Source organism: Nocardioides sp. Soil777 (genome assembly GCF_001428425.1).
GTDB classification, from domain to species: Bacteria; Actinomycetota; Actinomycetes; order Propionibacteriales; family Nocardioidaceae; genus Nocardioides; species Nocardioides terrigena.
The window spans coordinates 322272-338773 of sequence record NZ_LMSN01000015.1 but is presented as its reverse complement, the minus strand read 5'-3'; the positions used below and the strand labels follow the sequence as shown (position 1 = coordinate 338773).

The window sequence follows — 16502 nt, the reverse complement described above, 5'->3', positions numbered from 1 at the left end:
CCGACGAGATCGTCCCCAACTACCCCGCCGGGCCCGGACGACTACGTCCGCTGCGGCTTCTCCGTCACCCACAACCGGATGACGCCCTCGATGACGACGGTGCCGTCGCGTCGTACGCCGCGGACCCGGACGCCGACCTCGGGGTCGTCGCCGGTCCACTGCTCCGGGTCGGTCTCGGCGATGCAGGTGACGTCCGAGTCGGCCTTGGCCGTGTAGGAGACCTCCATCCCCTTAGGGATCCAGCGCCGGTCCGCGGGGATGGTCGCCTCGGCGAGCGCGCCCATCGCGGCCTCGAGGCCGTTGCACAGCGCGATGGCGTGCACGGTCCCGATGTGGTTGGTCACCGACCGGCGCTTGCGGATCACCAGCTCGGCGCGGTTCGGGCCGATCTCGGTGAAGCGCGGGTGGATCGAGGCGAAGTACGGCGCCTTCTGCGCGAAGAGCACCGAGAAGATGCGCTGGCCCTGGGGCAGCCGGGACGTGGACTTCCAGAGGTCGAGGACGCGAGTCATGCCCGCATCCTACCCACGGGTAACTTCCGTGTCCGACCGCCGGACGGACCGAACGGCCGTCCTCGGTCCCGCACCCCGCCGGCCGGGCCTCCGGTCGGTGGCGATCGGTCCGTACGTCGGCGCGACCGCGCCGCCGGAGCTGCGGGTCAGCGCGGCTCGAGGAGCTCCACCCGGTTGCCGTGCCCGTCGAAGCAGTGGCAGCGCACGTGCCCCGGGAAGCTGTCGCGCTGCGAGTGGTCGACCTCGAACCCGAGCTCCTCGAGGCGGGCGGCGACCGCCCCGACGTCGGCGACCACGAACGCCGGGTGCGCCTTGCGGGCCGGGACGAAGGGGTCCTCGACGCCCACGTGGAGCTCGGCGGCGACGGCGCCGTCGTCGTACGCCCGGAACCAAGCGCCGCCGCGAGCCCGCAGGTCAGCCGGCTTGTCGACCTCCGTCATGCCCAGCCCGTCGACCCAGAAGCGGCGGGCCATGCCCTCGCCGCCCTTGGGGCAGGCGACCTGCACGTGGTGGAGCCTCATGGCGACCTCCCGGGTCCTCGACAACGCCTCGGTCGCGACGATCCTCGTCCGCCAAATGTCTTGATGTCAAGATTCTCGACCGATCTGGCAGAATGCCGCCATGCGGGACGAGGTGGACGGCCTGGTGGAGGCGTGGGCGCGCGAGCGCAGCGACCTCGACCTCGGCCCGGTCGAGGTCTTCAGCCGCATCAGCCGGCTGGCCCGGCACCTCGACCTCGCCCGTCGCGACGCCTTCACCGCCCACGGGATCGAGTCGTGGGAGTTCGACGTGCTGGCCGCGCTGCGCCGCGCCGGCGCGCCGTACGAGCTCTCCCCCGGTCGCCTGCTGCGCGAGACGCTGGTGACCAGCGGGACCATGACCAACCGGGTCGACCGGCTCGCGTCGCGCGGGTTCGTCGAGCGGCTCCCCGACCCGCACGACCGGCGCGGGGTGCTGGTGCGGCTCACCATGGAGGGCAAGGGGACCGTCGACGGCGCGTTCGGCGCCCTGCTCGGTGCCGAGGCGGCCCTGCTCGATGGGCTGCCGCCGCGCGACCGGGCCACGCTGGCCCGGCTGCTGCGCACCCTGCTCGCGCCGTTCAGCCCCAGCGACACGTAGACGCGCGGACACAACCCTGCTCCCGCGGCCCGGCCACGCCTGCGCGGGGCGAGGTCGGCGGAGTTGGGTCCGCGTGTCTACGAGGCGGCTACTCGACGGACTCGGAGACCTCGAGCCACTCCAGCTCGAGGTCGTCCTTCTCCGCCGCCAGCTCGCCCAGCTGGGCGCCGACCCGCGCGAGCAGGTCGTAGTCGCTGAGGTTGGCCTCCATCTCGGCGTGGAGCGAGGCCTCCTGCTCGGCGATCCGCGCCAGCCGCTTGTCGATGCGGGCGAGGGTCTTGCGGGCGGTCCGCTCCTCGGCGCTGCCGGAGCGGGGACGGGTCGAGCCGCCAGCCGGTGCGGCGGACGAGGCCGCAGCCGGCGCCGTTGCAGCGGCGTACGACGCGGCGGCGGCGGCCCGGACGTGCACGCGACGCTCGAGGTACTCGTCGACCCCGCGGGGCAGCATCGAGATCTTGCCGTCGCCCAGCAGCGCCCAGACCGAGTCGGTGACCCGCTCGAGGAAGTAGCGGTCGTGGGAGACGACGACCAGCGTGCCCGGCCACCCGTCGAGGAAGTCCTCGAGGACGTTGAGGGTCTCGATGTCGAGGTCGTTGGTGGGCTCGTCGAGGAGCAGCACGTTGGGCTCGGTCAGCAGCAGCTTGAGCAGCTGGAACCGCCGGCGCTCGCCACCGGACAGGTCGCCGAGGCGCGCGGTCAGCCGGTCGCCGGTGAAGCCGAAGCGCTCCAGCAACGAGGTGGCCGTCAGCTCCTGGCCGTCGGCCGTGCGGGTGACCCGACGGATCGACTCCACGGTCGGGAGCACGCGCCCGGCGGGGTCGATGTCGTCGAGGGCCTGGGTGAGGTGCTGCATCGCGACCGTGCGCCCGTGCTTGACCTTGCCGGACCGCGGGGCGAGGTCGCCGGACAGCAGCGAGAGCACCGAGGTCTTGCCGGCGCCGTTGACCCCCACGATGCCGACCCGGTCGCCGGGACCGAGCCGCCAGGTGGCGTGGTCGAGCAGCTGCCGCTCGCCGCGGTAGAGGTCCACGTCCTCGACGTCGAGGACGTCCTTGCCGAGGCGTTGGGCGGCGAAGCGCTGGAGCTCCATCCGGTCGCGCGGAGGTGGCACGTCCTCGATGAGCTGGTTGGCGGCCTCGATGCGGAACTTGGGCTTGGCCGTGCGGGCCGGGGCACCGCGGCGCAGCCAGGCGAGCTCCTTCTTCACCAGCTGCTGGCGACGCTGCTCGGACGCGCCCGCCTGGCGCTGGCGCTCCGCCTTGGCCAGCACGAACGACGCGTAGCCGCCCTCGTAGGAGTCGACGGCGCCGTCGTGGACCTCCCACGTCGTCTGGCAGACCTCGTCGAGGAACCACCGGTCGTGGGTGACGACGATGAGGGCGCTGGTCCGGCCGACCAGGTGCTCGGCCAGCCAGGCGACCGCCTCGACGTCGAGGTGGTTGGTGGGCTCGTCGAGCACGATCAGGTCGTGGCGCCCCAGCAGCAGGGCGGCCAGCGCGCAGCGCCGGCGCTCCCCACCCGAGAGCCCGAGCACGGCCCGGTCCAGCGAGATGCCGGCCAGCAGCTCCTCGACGATGCCGCGCATCGTGGAGTCGGCGGCCCACTCGTGGTCGGAGCGACCACCGAGCACCGCCTCGCGCACCGAGTGGGTGTCGACCAGCTCGTCGCCCTGGTGGAGGTAGCCGATCTCGACGCCACGGGTCATCGACACCCGGCCCGAGTCGGGCTCCTCGAGACCGGTCATCACCTCGAGCAGGGTGGTCTTGCCGTCGCCGTTGCGACCGACGATGCCGATCCGCTCCCCCACCGAGACGCCGAGGGAGACCTCGGCGAGCAGCGGGCGGACGCCGTACGACTTGGAGACGCGCTCCAGGTTGATCAGGTTGCTCATGCGATCTCCACGCTCATCCCACCTCGACGACTTGGGCGCCCGGGACCGGGCCGGCGGCGACGAGCACGACCTCGTGACCGTGACCGCGGAGCGCCACGGCCAGCGCGTGCGCGGCGGTGGGCGACTCGGCGAGGAACAGGCAGGTCGGACCCGAGCCCGACACAAGACCCCGGATCGCGCCCTCGGACTCGCCGCGGTCGAGCAGGTCGCCGAGGTCGGGCCGCAGGTCGAGGGCGGGCTCCTGGAGGTCGTTGTGCAGCACGGCGCCGAGCCGGTGCGGGTCCGAGGTGGCCAGCGCCGCCAGCAGGGCGTCGGCGGGCGCGGGGTCGGCGTCCGCGCCGGGGAACATCTCGTCGAAGCGCCGGTAGACCGCGGGCGTGGAGAGCCCGCCGGCGGCGGACGGTACGACGACCCACCACCACGGTCCGGCGTCCGGCACCGGGGTCACCAGCTCGCCGCGCCCGGTGCCGAGCGCGGTGCCGCCGATGAGGGCGAAGGGCACGTCGCTGCCGAGCTCGGCCGCCAGCGCGAGCAGCTCGTCGTCGGGCGTCTGGGCGTCCCAGAGCCGGTCGAGGGCGAGCAGCGCGGCGGCCGCGTCGGCGGAGCCGCCGGCCATGCCGCCGGCGACCGGGATCTCCTTGTGGACCAGGAAGTCAGCCACCGGCTCGCGTCCGACGCGGGCCGCCATCAGCGCGGTGGCCCGGGCGACGATGTTGCCGGCGCCGGCGGGCACGTCCGTGACGTCGACGTACGCCGCGCCGTGGGTCACGACGCGGAGCACCGAGTCCTCGGTGGCGACCATCTCGTCGTGCAGCCCGATCGCCTGGTAGACGGTCACGAGGGGGTGGAAGCCGTCCTCGCGCGCCGCCCCGACCCCGAGGTGCAGGTTGATCTTGGCGGAGGCGCGGACGTCCACGCTGGGTGGGGGCAGCCGCCCGGGGCTCACCATCCGCGGCCGTCGCTCTCGCGGCGGCTTTCGTCCCAGGGCATGCCCTCGGCGATCCGGGCGAAGTCCTCGACACCGATCACCTCGCCGCGCGTCGTGGGGTCGATGCCGGCGTGCACCAGCGCGGCCTCGGCGCCCTCGCTGGACCCGGCGAGCGGGCGCAGCGCGGCCCGCAGCTGCTTGCGGCGCTGGGCGAAGGCCGCGTCCACGACGGCGAAGACCTGCTCGCGCGTCGCGGTGGTCCCCGGGGGCTCGCGACGGGTCCAGGCCACCAGGCCGGAGTCGACGTTGGGGGCGGGCCAGAAGACGTTGCGCCCGATGGAGCCGGCGCGGCGTACGTCGGCGAACCAGGCCGCCTTGACGCTCGGCACGCCGTAGGTCTTGGACCCCGGCGGCGCGGCGAGCCGGTCGGCCACCTCGGCCTGCACCATCACCAGCCCCCGCTCGAGGGAGGGCAGCAGCGTGAGCATGTGGATCAGCACGGGCACCGAGACGTTGTAGGGCAGGTTGGCGACGAGCGCGGTCGGCGGCGGTCCGGGCACGGACTCGACCCGCATGGCGTCACCCAGCACGACCTCGAAGCGGTCGACGTGGTCCGGCGCGTGGGCGGCGATCGTCTCGGGCAGCAGGCCGGCCAGGGCCTCGTCGAGCTCGATGGCGACGACCCGGCCCGCCACCTCGAGGAGCGCCAGCGTCAGGGAGCCGAGGCCGGGGCCGATCTCGACCACCACGTCGTCCGCGGTGACGTGCGACTCGCGCACGATCCGGCGGACCGTGTTGGGGTCGATGACGAAGTTCTGGCCGCGCTGCTTGGTGGGCCTCAGGTCGAGCCTGGCGGCCAGCTGACGCACCTCCGCCGGACCGAGAAGGCTCGGTCCGGCGGAGGGGGTGGTCATGCGACTCAGGCTAGTGCCCGAGGGGTGCCGTCACTGGGGCAGGCCCAGCTTGGCCGAGCAGGACGGCCACGAGCCGTAACCGCCGGCGGCGTCGCGGAGCCGGGTCGCGACGGCGATCTGCGTCTCCCGCGAGGCGTCGCTCGGGAGGCCGGTGCCGCCGTACGCCTGCCACGTGCCCAGGTTGAACTGGAGGCCGCCGTAGTAGCCGTTGCCGGTGTTGATGGCCCAGTTGCCGCCCGACTCGCACTGCGCGAGGGAGTCCCACACGGTGCCGCCGGAGGCGAAGTTGGGCTCGCTGACCGGCTCCTTGGTGCCGACCCGGACGATCGCGGCGACGGGCGCGCGCTTGACGTCGGAGGACAGGACCTTGCGGGCCACGAGCTGGTCGTTGCGGAAGCGGAGCTCGTAGGTGACGTCGCGGACACCGGCACGGCCGGCGCGGACGGTCTCCTCCTCGCCCTCCAGCATGGAGTCGTCCTCGCGGGTGATCGTGTCGAACCCGATCGTCTGGCCCTTCTCGCGGCGCGAGACGACCCGGATGTCGGTGACGACGACCTTGTCCCCGTCGGAGATCTCCTTGGACAGCGCCGGCGTGACCTTGTCGCGCCTGCTCAGCTGGACGTCCATCTCCGCGAGCACGTCCTCGACGGTGAGGGCGGTGAGCTTCTTGCGCTTGAGCTTGGCGTCGCCGACCTTGACGTCGAGGACCTTGGGGGTGACGACGTCGAGGGTCGTGCCGGTGCGACCGAGCGGCGCGCTGCGGCTGGTCGACAGGTCGGCGCCCTCGAAGCGGCGGCCGATCTCGCCCAGGGCGCTGGCGATGGTGGTGGAGTTGACCCAGTAGGTGCGCTCCTCACCGTCGACGCTGAGGGACAGCGGACGACCGAACTGCACCGAGATGCGGGTGCCCTCCTCGATCGGCTCGTCGAGAGCCGGGGCCACGAGGTCCTTGTCGGTCACCTCGATGCCCTGCTCGGTGAGCACGTCACCGACGGTGCCACCCGTCGCGCTGACGGTCTGGGCCTGCCCGTCGAGCGACAGGGTCACCGACTTGTTGAGGGCGGCATAACCGACCGTGGTCCCACCGACCGCGGCGACGATCACGGCGACGAGGGTCACCAGGAGAGCCCTGGACTTGCTGAGATGGGCGATGCGTGAGCGCACGATGCTCCGAACGTCGAGCTTCCCGGGCCTCGGGCGACAGCGCGTCCGCGTGCAGCCGTGGTCATCTCGGGAACGATCACGTCGTGCGAGCGGGGGCTCGCGGAGGGGCTCATACCCACCTCCGGGCGCTGGCGGATCAATCCCGATCCCGGCCAACAGTCACAGGACGATAACGGTGATGGAGGCTCTGTCAAACTCCCCGCGCCCCGCCGCGCGGGTCGCGTGACGCTCGTCTCGGTGACCCCGCGGGGCCTTCCGGGCGGGCCGATCGCCCCACCCGTCACACCCGTCACACCTCACCAGGTCCCGCCGAACGCCCTCTCGGTGTTGGTGTCGATGGCGTGGCAGAGCCCCTCGAGGTCGTCCCCGCGCACCTCGGCCATCGCCCGCACCGTCAACGGCACGAGGTACGACGCGTTGGGGCGGCCGCGGTACGGCGTGGGGGTGAGGTACGGCGCGTCGGTCTCGACGAGCACCCGGTCCAGCGGGGTCACGGCCAGGGCGTTGCGCAGCGGGGCGGCGTTCTTGAAGGTGACCGTGCCGGCGAAGCTGAGGTGCGCCCCGCGGTCCAGGCAGCGCCGGGCGAAGGCGTCGTCGCCGGAGAAGCAGTGCATCACCCAGCGCTCGGGTGCGCCCTCCTCGTCGATCACCCGGAGGACGTCGTCGTGGGCGTCGCGGTCGTGGATGACCAGGGTCTTGTCCAGCCGCTTGGCCAGGTCGATGTGCCGCCGGAAGCTCTCCTCCTGCACGGCCCGACCGTCCTCGCCGGTGCGGAAGTGGTCGAGGCCGGTCTCGCCGACCGCCCGGACCTTGTCGTGGGCGCCGGCCAGCCGCTCGATCTCGGCCATCGCCGCGTCGAGGTCGCCGACGCGCGGGGCCTCGTTGGGGTGCAGGGCGACCCCGGCCACCAGCTCGGCGTGCTCGGCGGCGGCCTCGACGGCCCACCGCGCGCCCGGCAGGTCGCAGCCGATCTGCACGATGCGGGCCACGTTGACGTCCCTGGCGCGCCGGATGGCCGCGGCCGTCTCGACCCAGTCGCCGTCGGCGATGTCGAGGTGGCAGTGGTTGTCCACCACGGGCAGGGGCAGCGGCTCCGGCGCCGGGGGGCGCTCGCGGTCCCGGCGGGACCCCGACGCCTCCTCGGTGGCGGCGCGGCTGCGGGTCGGGCCCTCGAGCGGCTGGTCGGACGGCTGGTCAGGCATGGCCCGAGGCTAGCGAGGACGTCAGGTCAGGTGGACCGCGGCGTAGACCTCGCGCTTGGGCAGCCCCGCGCGTCGGGCGACGTCGGCGATCGCCTCCTTGCGGGTGGCCCCGGCGGCCTCCTCGTCGGCCACCGCGGCCCGCAGGGCGTCCGGGTCCTGGCCGACCTCGGCGGCCGGCACGGCCCCCTCCACCACGATGGTCACCTCGCCGCGCACCCCGTCGGCGGCCCAGGAGACGAGCTCGGCGAGCGGGCCGCGGCGTACCTCCTCGTGCGTCTTGGTGAGCTCGCGGCAGACCGCGGCGGGGCGGTCGCCGCCGAGCACGTCGGCCATCGCGGCCAGCGCCGCCTCCGTACGGTGCGGGGCCTCGAAGAAGACCATCGTCCGCTCCTCGCGGGCCAGGTCGGCCAGCCGCCGCGACCGCTCCCCCGCCTTGCGGGGCAGGAAGCCCTCGAAGCAGAAGCGGTCGACCGGCAGCCCGCTCACGGCCAGCGCGGTAAGCACGGCGCTGGGCCCCGGGACGGCGGTGACTCGGACGTCGTGCTCCACGGCCGCGGCGACGAGCCGGTAGCCGGGGTCGCTCACGCTGGGCATCCCGGCGTCGGTGACGAGCACGACCCGCTCGCCGGCGAGAAGGGCCTCGAGCAGGAGCGGCGTACGGGCCGACTCGTTGCCCTCGAAGTAGGACACCACCCGGCCGCCGAGGGTGATGCCGAGGTCGCTGGTCAGCCGCTTGAGGCGCCGGGTGTCCTCGGCGGCCACGACGTCGGCCCCGGACAGCTCCGCGGCCAGCCGGGGCGGCGCGTCGGCGTACTGCCCGATGGGCGTCGCGGCCAGCACGAGCACACCGGGAGCGGTCATGGCTGGAGGGTATCGGTGGACCGTCGAACTAGAGTGCCCGCGTGACCGCGCAGCCCACCGTCAGCCTGTCGCGGACGGCCGCCGGCAGCGAGGTGCCGTCCGCCGCCGAGCGGGCCCAGCCGCGATGGCGCGACGAGGACCCCGTCGTCGGCTGGACGGGCGCGCTGCTGGTCGCCGGCATGGCGTTCTTCCTGCGCTGGTGGCGGCTGGGCACGCCGCACCAGTTCTCCTTCGACGAGACGTACTACGCCAAGGACGCCTGGTCGATGCTCAACCACGGTTACGTCCGGGACTACGTCGAGGACGCCGACAAGTCGATCCTCAACGGGCAGCTCGAGGGGCTGTGGGAGCCCGGGCCTTCAATGGTGGTCCACCCCGACGTCGGCAAGTGGCTGATCGCGCTCGGGGAGAAGGCCTTCGGGATGGACCCCTTCGGCTGGCGGATCGCGGCCGCGGTCGTGGGTGCGCTGATGGTCCTGGTCATGTGCCGGTTCGTACGCCGCGTCACCGGCTCCACCGCGCTCGGCCTGGTCGGCGGGCTGCTGCTCTCCCTGGACGGCCTGCACCTCGTGCTGTCCCGGCTGGCGCTGCTCGACATCTTTCTCGCCTTCTTCATCCTGTGCGGGGTCCACTGCGTCGTCGCGGACCGCCAGTGGTTCCGGGAGCGCCTGGCCGCCGGCGCCACCCGCCGGCTCTTCCGGCCGTGGCTGCTGGCCGGCGGGGTCGCCTTCGGCCTCGCGGTGGGCACCAAGTGGACGGCGCTCTTCCCGCTGGCCGCCTTCGGGCTGATGGCCTTCGCGTGGAGCTGGGGAGCGCGGCGGTCCTTCGGCCACCCCCGCGCGCTGCTGCGTGCCGTGGTCCTCGACGGGGTGCCGGCCTTCCTCCACCTCGTGGGGATCGCGCTCGTCGTCTACGTGGCCACCTGGAGCGGCTGGCTCGCCCACGCGGCGGAGTACGAGGAGGCGCTCAGCAACACGCAGTACACGACCTACGAGGGCGGGACGCAGTGGCCGACGGCCACCGAGGCGGACGCGGAGGGCGCCGGCGAGGTCGTCCAGTCGCTGCGCTCGCTCTGGTACTACCACCAGGACGTCTACACGTTCCACGCCCACTTCCTCAACGACAGCGAGCACGTCTACGCCTCCAAGCCGGCGGGGTGGCTGCTGATGAGCCGGCCGGTCGGCGTCGACGCGCAGCTCGACATCCAGCCGGGCTCGCAGGGGTGCGACGCCCCCGAGGGGTCCACCTGCCTGCGCCAGGTGCTGCTGCTCGGCAACCCGCTGATCTGGTGGGGCGGGGCGCTCGCGCTGCTGTTCGCGGTGGTCCGCTGGGTCGGCGCCCGGGACTGGCGCTTCGGGGTCGCGGTGGTCGGCACGGGGTCCACGTGGTTGCCGTGGCTGATGTACGACGACCGGCCGATCTTCATCTTCTACGCCGTGGCCTGCCTGCCGTTCGTCGTGCTCGCGCTGGCCCTGGCCCTCGGCTCGATCGTCGGGCGCTCCGACGTGCCCAGCCCGCGGCGGACGGCCGGTGTCGTCGTCGCCGGCTCGTACGTCGTCCTGGTGCTGCTCGCCTTCGCGTGGTTCTGGCCGATCTGGACCGACCAGCTGATCACCAACTCGGAGTGGCTCGACCGGGTCTGGTTCACCCGCTGGATCTGACCCTCGCCGGCCCTGGCTCCTGGCTGCCGCTGAGTCGGCGCGCCCCCAACTGGCGGCGTACGACAACGGGCTGCACCCCCGCGCCACAGTTGGCGGCGTACGACAGGGCGACGTCCGATCCACCCGTTGTACGCCGCCAGTTGGGCGGCAACCCATGGCCTCGCCCCGTGACTGGCGGCATACGACATGGGGTGGCCGATCGACCCGTCGTACGCCGCCAGTCACGCGGCGAGGCGTCGGTCCGACCCCGGGTGGCCGCACATCGCCACCTCCGCCGCTCCGGCCACCCACTCGGCCGCCGAAGTCCGCCACAACTGGCGGCGTACGACATGGAGCTGCACCGCCGCTCCACAGCTGGCGGCGTACGACAAGGGGGTGCTCGATCCAGCCGTCGTACGCCGCCAGTCACAACAGGGCCCGGGCGCGGGCCGGCCCGGACCGAGGACGAGCCCCGGAAATGACGAACGGCCCGCCGATCGGCGGGCCGTTGGTGCTGGGTGGAGGTGAGGGGACTCGAACCCCTGGCCTTCTCGATGCGAACGAGACGCGCTACCAGCTGCGCCACACCCCCCAGACGAGGAGAAAAGATAGCACCGGCGGCAGGGGCGGACCCAATCAGCCCCGCCCGTCCCGGTCAGCGGAGCAGGACCGACTCGACCTCCTCGAGGGCCTGCCGGGCGTAGCCGCGCCACATCCGCGCGAACGCCGGCATCGCGAACCGACCTGCCGCCGTCGGGGTCACGTCCCACTGCCAGGTGATCCGGGTGCCGGTGCCGACGGGCTCGAACGACCACCGCCCCTCGATCCGCTCGACCAGCGGCCGCATGGGCCCGCGGACGTCACCGATCGAGTAGGCGGCGCGGTGCGGTCGCTCGACCGACGTGAGCGTCTCGAGCAGGGTGCCGCCGTCGGCCGTCACGATGGTGCGGGTCTGGCCGACCTCGCGCCACGGACCGATCTGGCCGCGCACCTCGCGGATCGGGGGCATGGCCAGCATCCGGCGGCGGAAGATCTCCGGCAGCGGGTGCTCGAGCACCCCGACGAACGCCTCGTCCACGGGGACCGGGACGGCTCGGGACTGCGACAGGTGCAGGGTCATGCCCGCCAGCGTACGGCGGTCGGGACCGCTCAGGAACCGGTGGCGCGGCGGCGCTCGGCCTCGCGCTCGGACCGCTCGGCCGCCTGCTGCTGCTCGGCCTCGCGGGCTAGGGCCGAGTCGCTCTCGCTGCGACCCGACGACCAGACACCGGTGGACTCCAGGTCGATCGTCTGGACCGTACGACGCGTGGCGGCGGGCTTGGAGACGTACGTCGGCAGCGTCGTGGGCACCATGTCCCAGGACCCGGGGGCCCGCATGACCGGGGCGGCGACGGGCTCGGCGAGCGGCACGTCGACGGGCTCGACGACACGCTCCTCGACCGACTCCTCGGCGTCCGCCTGCGGCTCCGCGGGGCCGACCTCCGGGGAAGGGGGCTCGGACACGGTGGCCGTGGCACGGGGCGCGACGGAGGTGCGACGGGCGGCGGCCCGCTCCCCCTTGACCATGACCCGGCAGGCGACGAGCCACGCCAAGAGCAGGGTGGCGGGCAGCGCGACCCACGGCCAGGTGAGGACCTTGGCCACGGCGAGGCCGATGACGACGGTGTTGGCGAGCAGGACCAGGCCGAGCACGCGGCGACGACGACGGGCGGCGCGCTGGGCGGCGGCGCGGCGTACGGACAACGGGGTGGCCGGGAGCGGGGCGTCGGACAGCGGGGTGCCGGCGGAGGACGAGCGCGTCGAGGCCTTGGTGGAGACGGTCGGCACCGACGCGGAGCGTCCGGGAGTCACGACCAGGCGGGCCTCGCGGCGACCGACCGGCTCGCGCCGGGCCAGCACCCGCATGGTGTGCGAGAAGCGCTCGACGGAGCGGCTCCGCACCGCCTCGTCATGGTGCTGGAGCGCCTTGGGGATGAGATAGACGGCCCAGGCCACCGCCAGGGCGACGAAGATCAGTGCGCTCGGGTCCACACGCCCGAGGTTAGGTTCGCCAGCACACCATGGGGCGGATGTCTACAGGTGTGTCGCGAAACAACTGGTGTGACTCGTGGGAAAACGCCTCAGGAGAGCCGGTCGAGGACGCTCCCGTGGGACTCCTCGACGGTGATGGCGAAGATCCGGTGGTCGCGCCAGTCGCCGTCGATGTGCAGGAAGAGCGGGGCGTAGCCGATCTCCCGGATCTCGAGCTTCTCCACGACCCGCAGCGAGTTGGTGTTCTCCGGGCGGATGCAGATCTCGATGCGGTGCAGCCCCACCTCGGCGAAGCAGTGGTCGATGACCATCGCCACCGCGGTCGGCATCACCCCGCGACCGGCGAACTCGCGGCCCAGCCAGTAGCCGATCGAGGCGAACTGCGCCGAGCCACGCACGATGTTGTTGACCGTCACCTGGCCGGCGAACATGCCGTCCACCTCGATGGCGAACGGCATGGCGTGGCCCTGCCGGGCCTGGCGGAGCAGCCGGCGCGCCACCTGGCGGTAGCTGCCGGCGCGCCTGGCGCTGCCGGGCGGCATGGTCGCGTCCCAGGGCCGCAGCCAGTCGGCGTTGCGGCCGCGGACCTCGCGCCAGGCGCGACTGTCGCCGGCCTCCAGCGGCCGCACCACGACGTGTCCGTGGACGAGCCGCGCCGGCCAGCCCGGGCTCACGGGTGGTCGCTCCCGACGATCTGCTCCACCGCGTGCCGGAGCACGGGCTCCAGCACGGCGAGCGCGTCGCGCACGCCGCCGCGCGAGCCGGGGAGGTTGACCACCAGGCACTGTCCCGCGACCCCGGCGAGACCGCGCGACAACATCGCGGTCGGCACCCCGGCCTGCAGGCCGTAGGCCCGGATGGCCTCGACGATGCCCGGGACCTCGCGGTCGAGCAGCGGTCGGGTGGCCTCGGGCGTGCGGTCGGTCGGGGTGAGGCCGGTGCCGCCGGTGGTGAGCACCACCCGGGCCCCGCCGTCCACGGCAGCGCGGATCGCCGCACCGACCGGGTCGCCGTCGGGCACCACCGCGGGCGCCCCGCAGGCGAAGCCCTGCTCCACGAGCCAGTCGACGATCACGGGACCGGTGGCGTCGTCGTACACGCCGGCGGCGGCGCGGTTGGAGGCCACGACGACGGCCGCGGGGAGCAGGTCGGTCACCGGACCCAGTCCCCGGACCTGCCACCGGTCTTGGTCTCGACGCGCACGTCGGTGATGACCGCGCCCTTGTCGACGGCCTTGACCATGTCGATGACCGTCAGCGCGGCGACGGACACGGCGGTGAGCGCCTCCATCTCCACCCCCGTGCGGTCGGTGGTAGCGACGGTGGCGACGATCTCGACCGCGTCGTCGGCGACGACGAGGTCGACGGTCACCGACGAGAGCGCCAGCGGGTGGCACAGCGGGATGAGCGAGGGCGTCTGCTTGGCGCCCATGATGCCGGCGAGCCGGGCCACGGCGAGGGTGTCGCCCTTGGGCATCCCCTCCCCGCGGAGCAGCTCGACGACGGCGGGCGAGACGAGCACCCGACCGGACGCGGACGCCGTACGGGCGGTGACGTCCTTGGCGGAGACGTCGACCATCCGGGCGGCGCCGTGCTCGTCGACGTGGGTGAGCCGGTCGGAGGTGGCCATCAGAACTCCTCGTCGAGCTTGAGCACCTGCACCATGTCCCCGGCGCTGAGCGAGGTCACCTCGGGCGGCACCACGATGAGCGCGTTGGACGTCGCGAGGTCGCCGATGAGGTGCGAGCCGTGGCCGCCGACCGGGGAGACGAAGGCGCCACCGCGGTCGGTGGCGTACGCGCCTCGCACCATCTGCTGCTTGCCCTCGGGCGAGCCGATGCCGTGGGTGAGCCGGGCCCGGCCGAGCGGACGGGAGTAGGGCAGCTTGCCCATCATCCGGCGGATGGCGGGCAGCACGAAGGTCTCGAAGGAGACGTACGCCGAGACGGGGTTGCCCGGGAGGGTGAAGATCGGGGTGGCGTCGTCGCCCACCGTGCCGAACCCCTGCGGCTTGCCGGGCTGCATCGCGACCCCGCCGAACCACACCGTGCCCAGCTGGCCGAGCGCCTCCTTGACGACGTCGAAGTCGCCCTGGCTCACTCCCCCGCTGGTCACGACCAGGTCGGCCCGCACGAGCTGGTCGCTGAGCGCGTCGGTGAAGGTGCGCGGGTCGTCGGGGACGATGCCGACGCGGTAGGCGATGGCGCCGGCCGTGCGGGCGGCCGCGGCCAGGAGGTAGGAGTTGCCGTCGTAGATGGAGTCGTGGCCCAGCGGGGCGCCGGGCTCGCGCAGCTCGGAGCCGGTCGAGATGACGACGACCCGGGGGCGCGGGCGGCAGCGGACGGTGGCCCGACCGACGGCGGCGAGCAGGCCGAGGTGGCGGGGCCCGAGGACGGTGCCGTGCTCCATCAGGAGGTCGCCCTCCCCCACGTCGTCGCCTCGGGTGCGGATGTGCTGGCCCGCGGACGGCACCTGGGTGATCTTCACCTGGGCGACACCCCGGTCGGTCCACTCGTAGGGGACGACGGCGTCGCAGCCGCGCGGCACGGGTGCGCCGGTCATGATCTTGACCGCGGTGCCGGGCGACAGGGCCACCAGGTCGGCGCGACCGGCGCCGATCTCGCCGACGACCGGCAGGTGCACCGGCTGCTCGGGGGACGCGGTGAGGACGTCGTCGCGGACGACGGCGTAGCCGTCCATCGAGGAGTTGTCGAAGCTGGGCAGCGCCATCGGGGCGTGCACGTCCTCGGCGACGGCCAGGCCCAGGGCGTCCATCAGCGGCTGGGGGAAGTCCGGGAGGGGCGAGACCGAGGCCAGGATCCGCTCGACGAGGTCGGGGACCGGCAGCAGGTCAGCCATCGGCGTCCCCGGTGAGCACGGTGCCGGCGGCGACCCGCTGCGCCGAGGGCGACTCGAGCTCGACGTCGCCCACGACGCGGACGCCGTGGCCGAAGGTGAAGTCGCCGTCGACCTTGAGCGAGTCGGCCTCGCGCAGCGACGGGGCGCCCTCGGGGAAGCGCTTGTCGAAGTCGCCGACCAGCTTGTAGAACTCGCCGTCCAGCTCGATGTAGGGCACCTCGTCGGACGCCTGGTCGAGCACGAAGTCCTTGCCCAGGTCATAGATGTCCGAGCGCAGGACCAGCAGGTCGTTGGTCGTCTTGACCGGGACGAAGCGGTCGCGGCCGACCTCGATCGTGCGCGCTCCCTCGAAGACCTCGATGGCGGCGCCCATGGCCGTCTCGATCTGGATCACCTCCGGCGTGGACGGGTCGGCCGGGTCGAGGTGCTTGACGTTGCGGATGAGCGGCAGCCCCAGCACGCCCTGACGGGCGTCCAGCGCGTCGCTCATGGCCTGCAGGTCGAACCACAGGTTGTTGGTCGAGGTGAACTGGTGACGGGTGAGGTCGGCCAGCGCCTCGCGGTCGGAGTCCAGCGTCTGCGCCGACTCGCGCAGCACGATCCGGCCGTCCTCCTTGCGCCGGGCGAAGTGGCCGCCCTTGCGGTCGGAGGGGGTGCGCCGCACGGCCTCGATGGCGAAGGGGGCGCCGGTCGAGGCGAACCACCCGGCCACCCGCGCGTCCGGCACCGCGCCGAGGTTGTCGGAGTTGGACACGAAGACGTAGCGGTAGCCCGCCTCGATCAGCCGGCCGAGCAGGCCGGAGCCGCGCAGCGCCGTGTAGAGGTCGCCGTGCCCGGGCGGGCACCACTCGAGGTCGGGGACCTTGGGGTACGACGCGGGGAGCAGGTCGGCGGCGAGCAGCTTGGGCTCCTTGTTCTGCAGGAACTCCAGCGGCAGCCCCTCGACCGGCAGGTCGTCGTAGCGGGCCAGCGCGGCCATCGTGTCGCCGGAGGTGCGGAACGAGTTCATGAACATCAGGGGCAGCGTCGCGTCGTACTGCGAGCGCAGGTGCAGCACCTGGCGCGCGATGATGTCGAGGAAGCTCAGCCCGCGGCGCACGCACAGCAGCGACTTGGCGCGGTCCATGCCCATCGAGGTCCCGAGGCCGCCGTTGAGCTTGACCACGGCGGTGTGCCGGATCGCCTCGGCGGCGACGTCGTCGGCCACCTCCACGTCCGCGAGCGCCTCCATGTCGAGGGGCTCGATCGACGACTCGGGGATCATCCCGGTCTCGCCGTGCTCGAGCAGCCGGTAGTAGTGCGCGAACGTGTCGATGGCGACCGGATCGACGCCCGCTTCCTGCATCTTGGCGCGTGCGAGCTCGAGGCCTTTGCTACCCATG

17 protein-coding genes and 1 tRNA gene are annotated in these 16502 nt (G+C 73.2%); 2 read left to right on the top strand and 16 right to left on the bottom strand.

Annotation, left to right across the window (positions count from 1 at the left end; all coding sequences use genetic code 11):
- Nucleotides 1-41: 41 nt before the first annotated feature.
- Complete coding sequence (locus ASG88_RS12295; protein ID WP_056887694.1) at nt 42-512, bottom strand: hotdog fold domain-containing protein; 471 nt, start codon at nt 510-512, stop codon at nt 42-44.
- A 146-nt stretch (nt 513-658) separates the two neighbouring features.
- Nucleotides 659-1033, bottom strand: a complete 375-nt coding sequence (locus tag ASG88_RS12290; RefSeq protein ID WP_056887693.1) for a VOC family protein — start codon at nt 1031-1033, stop codon at nt 659-661.
- 100 nt (nt 1034-1133) lie between these two features.
- On the opposite strand from ASG88_RS12290, the gene ASG88_RS12285 reads away from it, so the two are divergent.
- Complete coding sequence (locus tag ASG88_RS12285) at nt 1134-1631, top strand: MarR family winged helix-turn-helix transcriptional regulator (RefSeq protein ID WP_056887692.1); 498 nt, start codon at nt 1134-1136, stop codon at nt 1629-1631.
- 88 nt (nt 1632-1719) lie between these two features.
- Here ASG88_RS12285 and ASG88_RS12280 read toward each other — a convergent pair whose 3' ends face one another.
- The 6 genes from ASG88_RS12280 to rsmI form a co-directional block, all read right to left on the bottom strand.
- The gene (locus ASG88_RS12280; RefSeq protein WP_056887691.1) at nt 1720-3522 is read right to left on the bottom strand and encodes an ABC-F family ATP-binding cassette domain-containing protein; all 1803 of its coding nucleotides are present in this window, start codon (nt 3520-3522) and stop codon (nt 1720-1722) included.
- 13 nt (nt 3523-3535) lie between these two features.
- The gene (locus ASG88_RS12275; RefSeq protein ID WP_056887690.1) at nt 3536-4471 is read right to left on the bottom strand and encodes a 4-(cytidine 5'-diphospho)-2-C-methyl-D-erythritol kinase; all 936 of its coding nucleotides are present in this window, start codon (nt 4469-4471) and stop codon (nt 3536-3538) included.
- The gene (gene rsmA / locus ASG88_RS12270) at nt 4465-5364 is read right to left on the bottom strand and encodes a 16S rRNA (adenine(1518)-N(6)/adenine(1519)-N(6))-dimethyltransferase RsmA (RefSeq protein ID WP_056887689.1); all 900 of its coding nucleotides are present in this window, start codon (nt 5362-5364) and stop codon (nt 4465-4467) included. The genes ASG88_RS12275 and rsmA overlap by 7 nt, the downstream gene beginning before the upstream one ends.
- A 30-nt stretch (nt 5365-5394) precedes the next feature.
- Nucleotides 5395-6483: a ubiquitin-like domain-containing protein gene (locus tag ASG88_RS23810; protein WP_321163825.1), complete on the bottom strand. Its 1089-nt coding sequence runs from the start codon at nt 6481-6483 to the stop codon at nt 5395-5397.
- A 341-nt stretch (nt 6484-6824) separates the two neighbouring features.
- Nucleotides 6825-7730, bottom strand: coding sequence for a TatD family hydrolase (locus tag ASG88_RS12260; protein WP_082600346.1), 906 nt, complete (start codon nt 7728-7730; stop codon nt 6825-6827).
- Between the two features lie 21 nt (nt 7731-7751).
- On the bottom strand, nt 7752-8591 hold the full coding sequence (gene rsmI, locus ASG88_RS12255; RefSeq protein ID WP_056887688.1) for a 16S rRNA (cytidine(1402)-2'-O)-methyltransferase: 840 nt from the start codon (nt 8589-8591) through the stop codon (nt 7752-7754).
- 41 nt (nt 8592-8632) lie between these two features.
- Between rsmI and ASG88_RS12250 the strand changes: the two genes are divergently transcribed.
- The gene (locus ASG88_RS12250) at nt 8633-10252 is read left to right on the top strand and encodes a dolichyl-phosphate-mannose--protein mannosyltransferase (protein ID WP_056887687.1); all 1620 of its coding nucleotides are present in this window, start codon (nt 8633-8635) and stop codon (nt 10250-10252) included.
- 498 nt (nt 10253-10750) lie between these two features.
- Here the strand turns inward: ASG88_RS12250 and ASG88_RS12245 are convergent.
- The 8 genes from ASG88_RS12245 to ASG88_RS12210 form a co-directional block, all read right to left on the bottom strand.
- Nucleotides 10751-10823: transfer RNA gene (locus tag ASG88_RS12245), tRNA-Ala, on the bottom strand.
- 63 nt (nt 10824-10886) lie between these two features.
- Nucleotides 10887-11351, bottom strand: a complete 465-nt coding sequence (locus tag ASG88_RS12240) for an SRPBCC family protein (protein ID WP_056887686.1) — start codon at nt 11349-11351, stop codon at nt 10887-10889.
- A 29-nt stretch (nt 11352-11380) separates the two neighbouring features.
- Nucleotides 11381-12262 carry a hypothetical protein gene (locus tag ASG88_RS23100; RefSeq protein ID WP_056887685.1) on the bottom strand — a complete coding sequence of 294 codons (882 nt, stop codon included), beginning with the start codon at nt 12260-12262 and terminating at the stop codon, nt 11381-11383.
- An 89-nt stretch (nt 12263-12351) separates the two neighbouring features.
- Nucleotides 12352-12936 (bottom strand): GNAT family N-acetyltransferase, encoded by a 585-nt coding sequence (locus ASG88_RS12230; protein ID WP_056887684.1) that lies wholly within the window; start codon nt 12934-12936, stop codon nt 12352-12354.
- Entirely contained in the window at nt 12933-13418 is a 486-nt protein-coding gene (locus ASG88_RS12225) for a molybdenum cofactor biosynthesis protein B (RefSeq protein ID WP_235534830.1), read from the bottom strand. Before ASG88_RS12225 ends, ASG88_RS12230 begins: the two co-directional genes overlap by 4 nt.
- Nucleotides 13415-13891, bottom strand: a complete 477-nt coding sequence (gene moaC / locus ASG88_RS12220) for a cyclic pyranopterin monophosphate synthase MoaC (protein ID WP_056887683.1) — start codon at nt 13889-13891, stop codon at nt 13415-13417. Before moaC ends, ASG88_RS12225 begins: the two co-directional genes overlap by 4 nt.
- Nucleotides 13891-15120 carry a gephyrin-like molybdotransferase Glp gene (gene glp, locus ASG88_RS12215; protein WP_056887682.1) on the bottom strand — a complete coding sequence of 410 codons (1230 nt, stop codon included), beginning with the start codon at nt 15118-15120 and terminating at the stop codon, nt 13891-13893. The genes moaC and glp overlap by 1 nt, the downstream gene beginning before the upstream one ends.
- A complete protein-coding gene (locus ASG88_RS12210) occupies nt 15113-16501 on the bottom strand; it encodes a UTP--glucose-1-phosphate uridylyltransferase (protein WP_056887681.1) in 1389 nt (462 codons plus the stop codon). The genes glp and ASG88_RS12210 overlap by 8 nt, the downstream gene beginning before the upstream one ends.
- Nucleotide 16502 lies beyond the last annotated feature (1 nt).

What these genes read in the sequence shown, in the direction of transcription:
- ASG88_RS12295 (WP_056887694.1), bottom strand. Translation starts at nt 512, where the DNA reads ATGACTCGCGTCCTCGACCTCTGGAAGTCCACGTCCCGGCTGCCCCAG.
- ASG88_RS12290 (WP_056887693.1), bottom strand. Translation starts at nt 1,033, where the DNA reads ATGAGGCTCCACCACGTGCAGGTCGCCTGCCCCAAGGGCGGCGAGGGC.
- ASG88_RS12285 (WP_056887692.1), top strand. Translation starts at nt 1,134, where the DNA reads ATGCGGGACGAGGTGGACGGCCTGGTGGAGGCGTGGGCGCGCGAGCGC.
- ASG88_RS12280 (WP_056887691.1), bottom strand. Translation starts at nt 3,522, where the DNA reads ATGAGCAACCTGATCAACCTGGAGCGCGTCTCCAAGTCGTACGGCGTC.
- ASG88_RS12275 (WP_056887690.1), bottom strand. Translation starts at nt 4,471, where the DNA reads ATGGTGAGCCCCGGGCGGCTGCCCCCACCCAGCGTGGACGTCCGCGCC.
- rsmA (WP_056887689.1), bottom strand. Translation starts at nt 5,364, where the DNA reads ATGACCACCCCCTCCGCCGGACCGAGCCTTCTCGGTCCGGCGGAGGTG.
- ASG88_RS12260 (WP_082600346.1), bottom strand. Translation starts at nt 7,730, where the DNA reads ATGCCTGACCAGCCGTCCGACCAGCCGCTCGAGGGCCCGACCCGCAGC.
- rsmI (WP_056887688.1), bottom strand. Translation starts at nt 8,591, where the DNA reads ATGACCGCTCCCGGTGTGCTCGTGCTGGCCGCGACGCCCATCGGGCAG.
- ASG88_RS12240 (WP_056887686.1), bottom strand. Translation starts at nt 11,351, where the DNA reads ATGACCCTGCACCTGTCGCAGTCCCGAGCCGTCCCGGTCCCCGTGGAC.
- moaC (WP_056887683.1), bottom strand. Translation starts at nt 13,891, where the DNA reads ATGGCCACCTCCGACCGGCTCACCCACGTCGACGAGCACGGCGCCGCC.
- glp (WP_056887682.1), bottom strand. Translation starts at nt 15,120, where the DNA reads ATGGCTGACCTGCTGCCGGTCCCCGACCTCGTCGAGCGGATCCTGGCC.
- ASG88_RS12210 (WP_056887681.1), bottom strand. Translation starts at nt 16,501, where the DNA reads ATGGGTAGCAAAGGCCTCGAGCTCGCACGCGCCAAGATGCAGGAAGCG.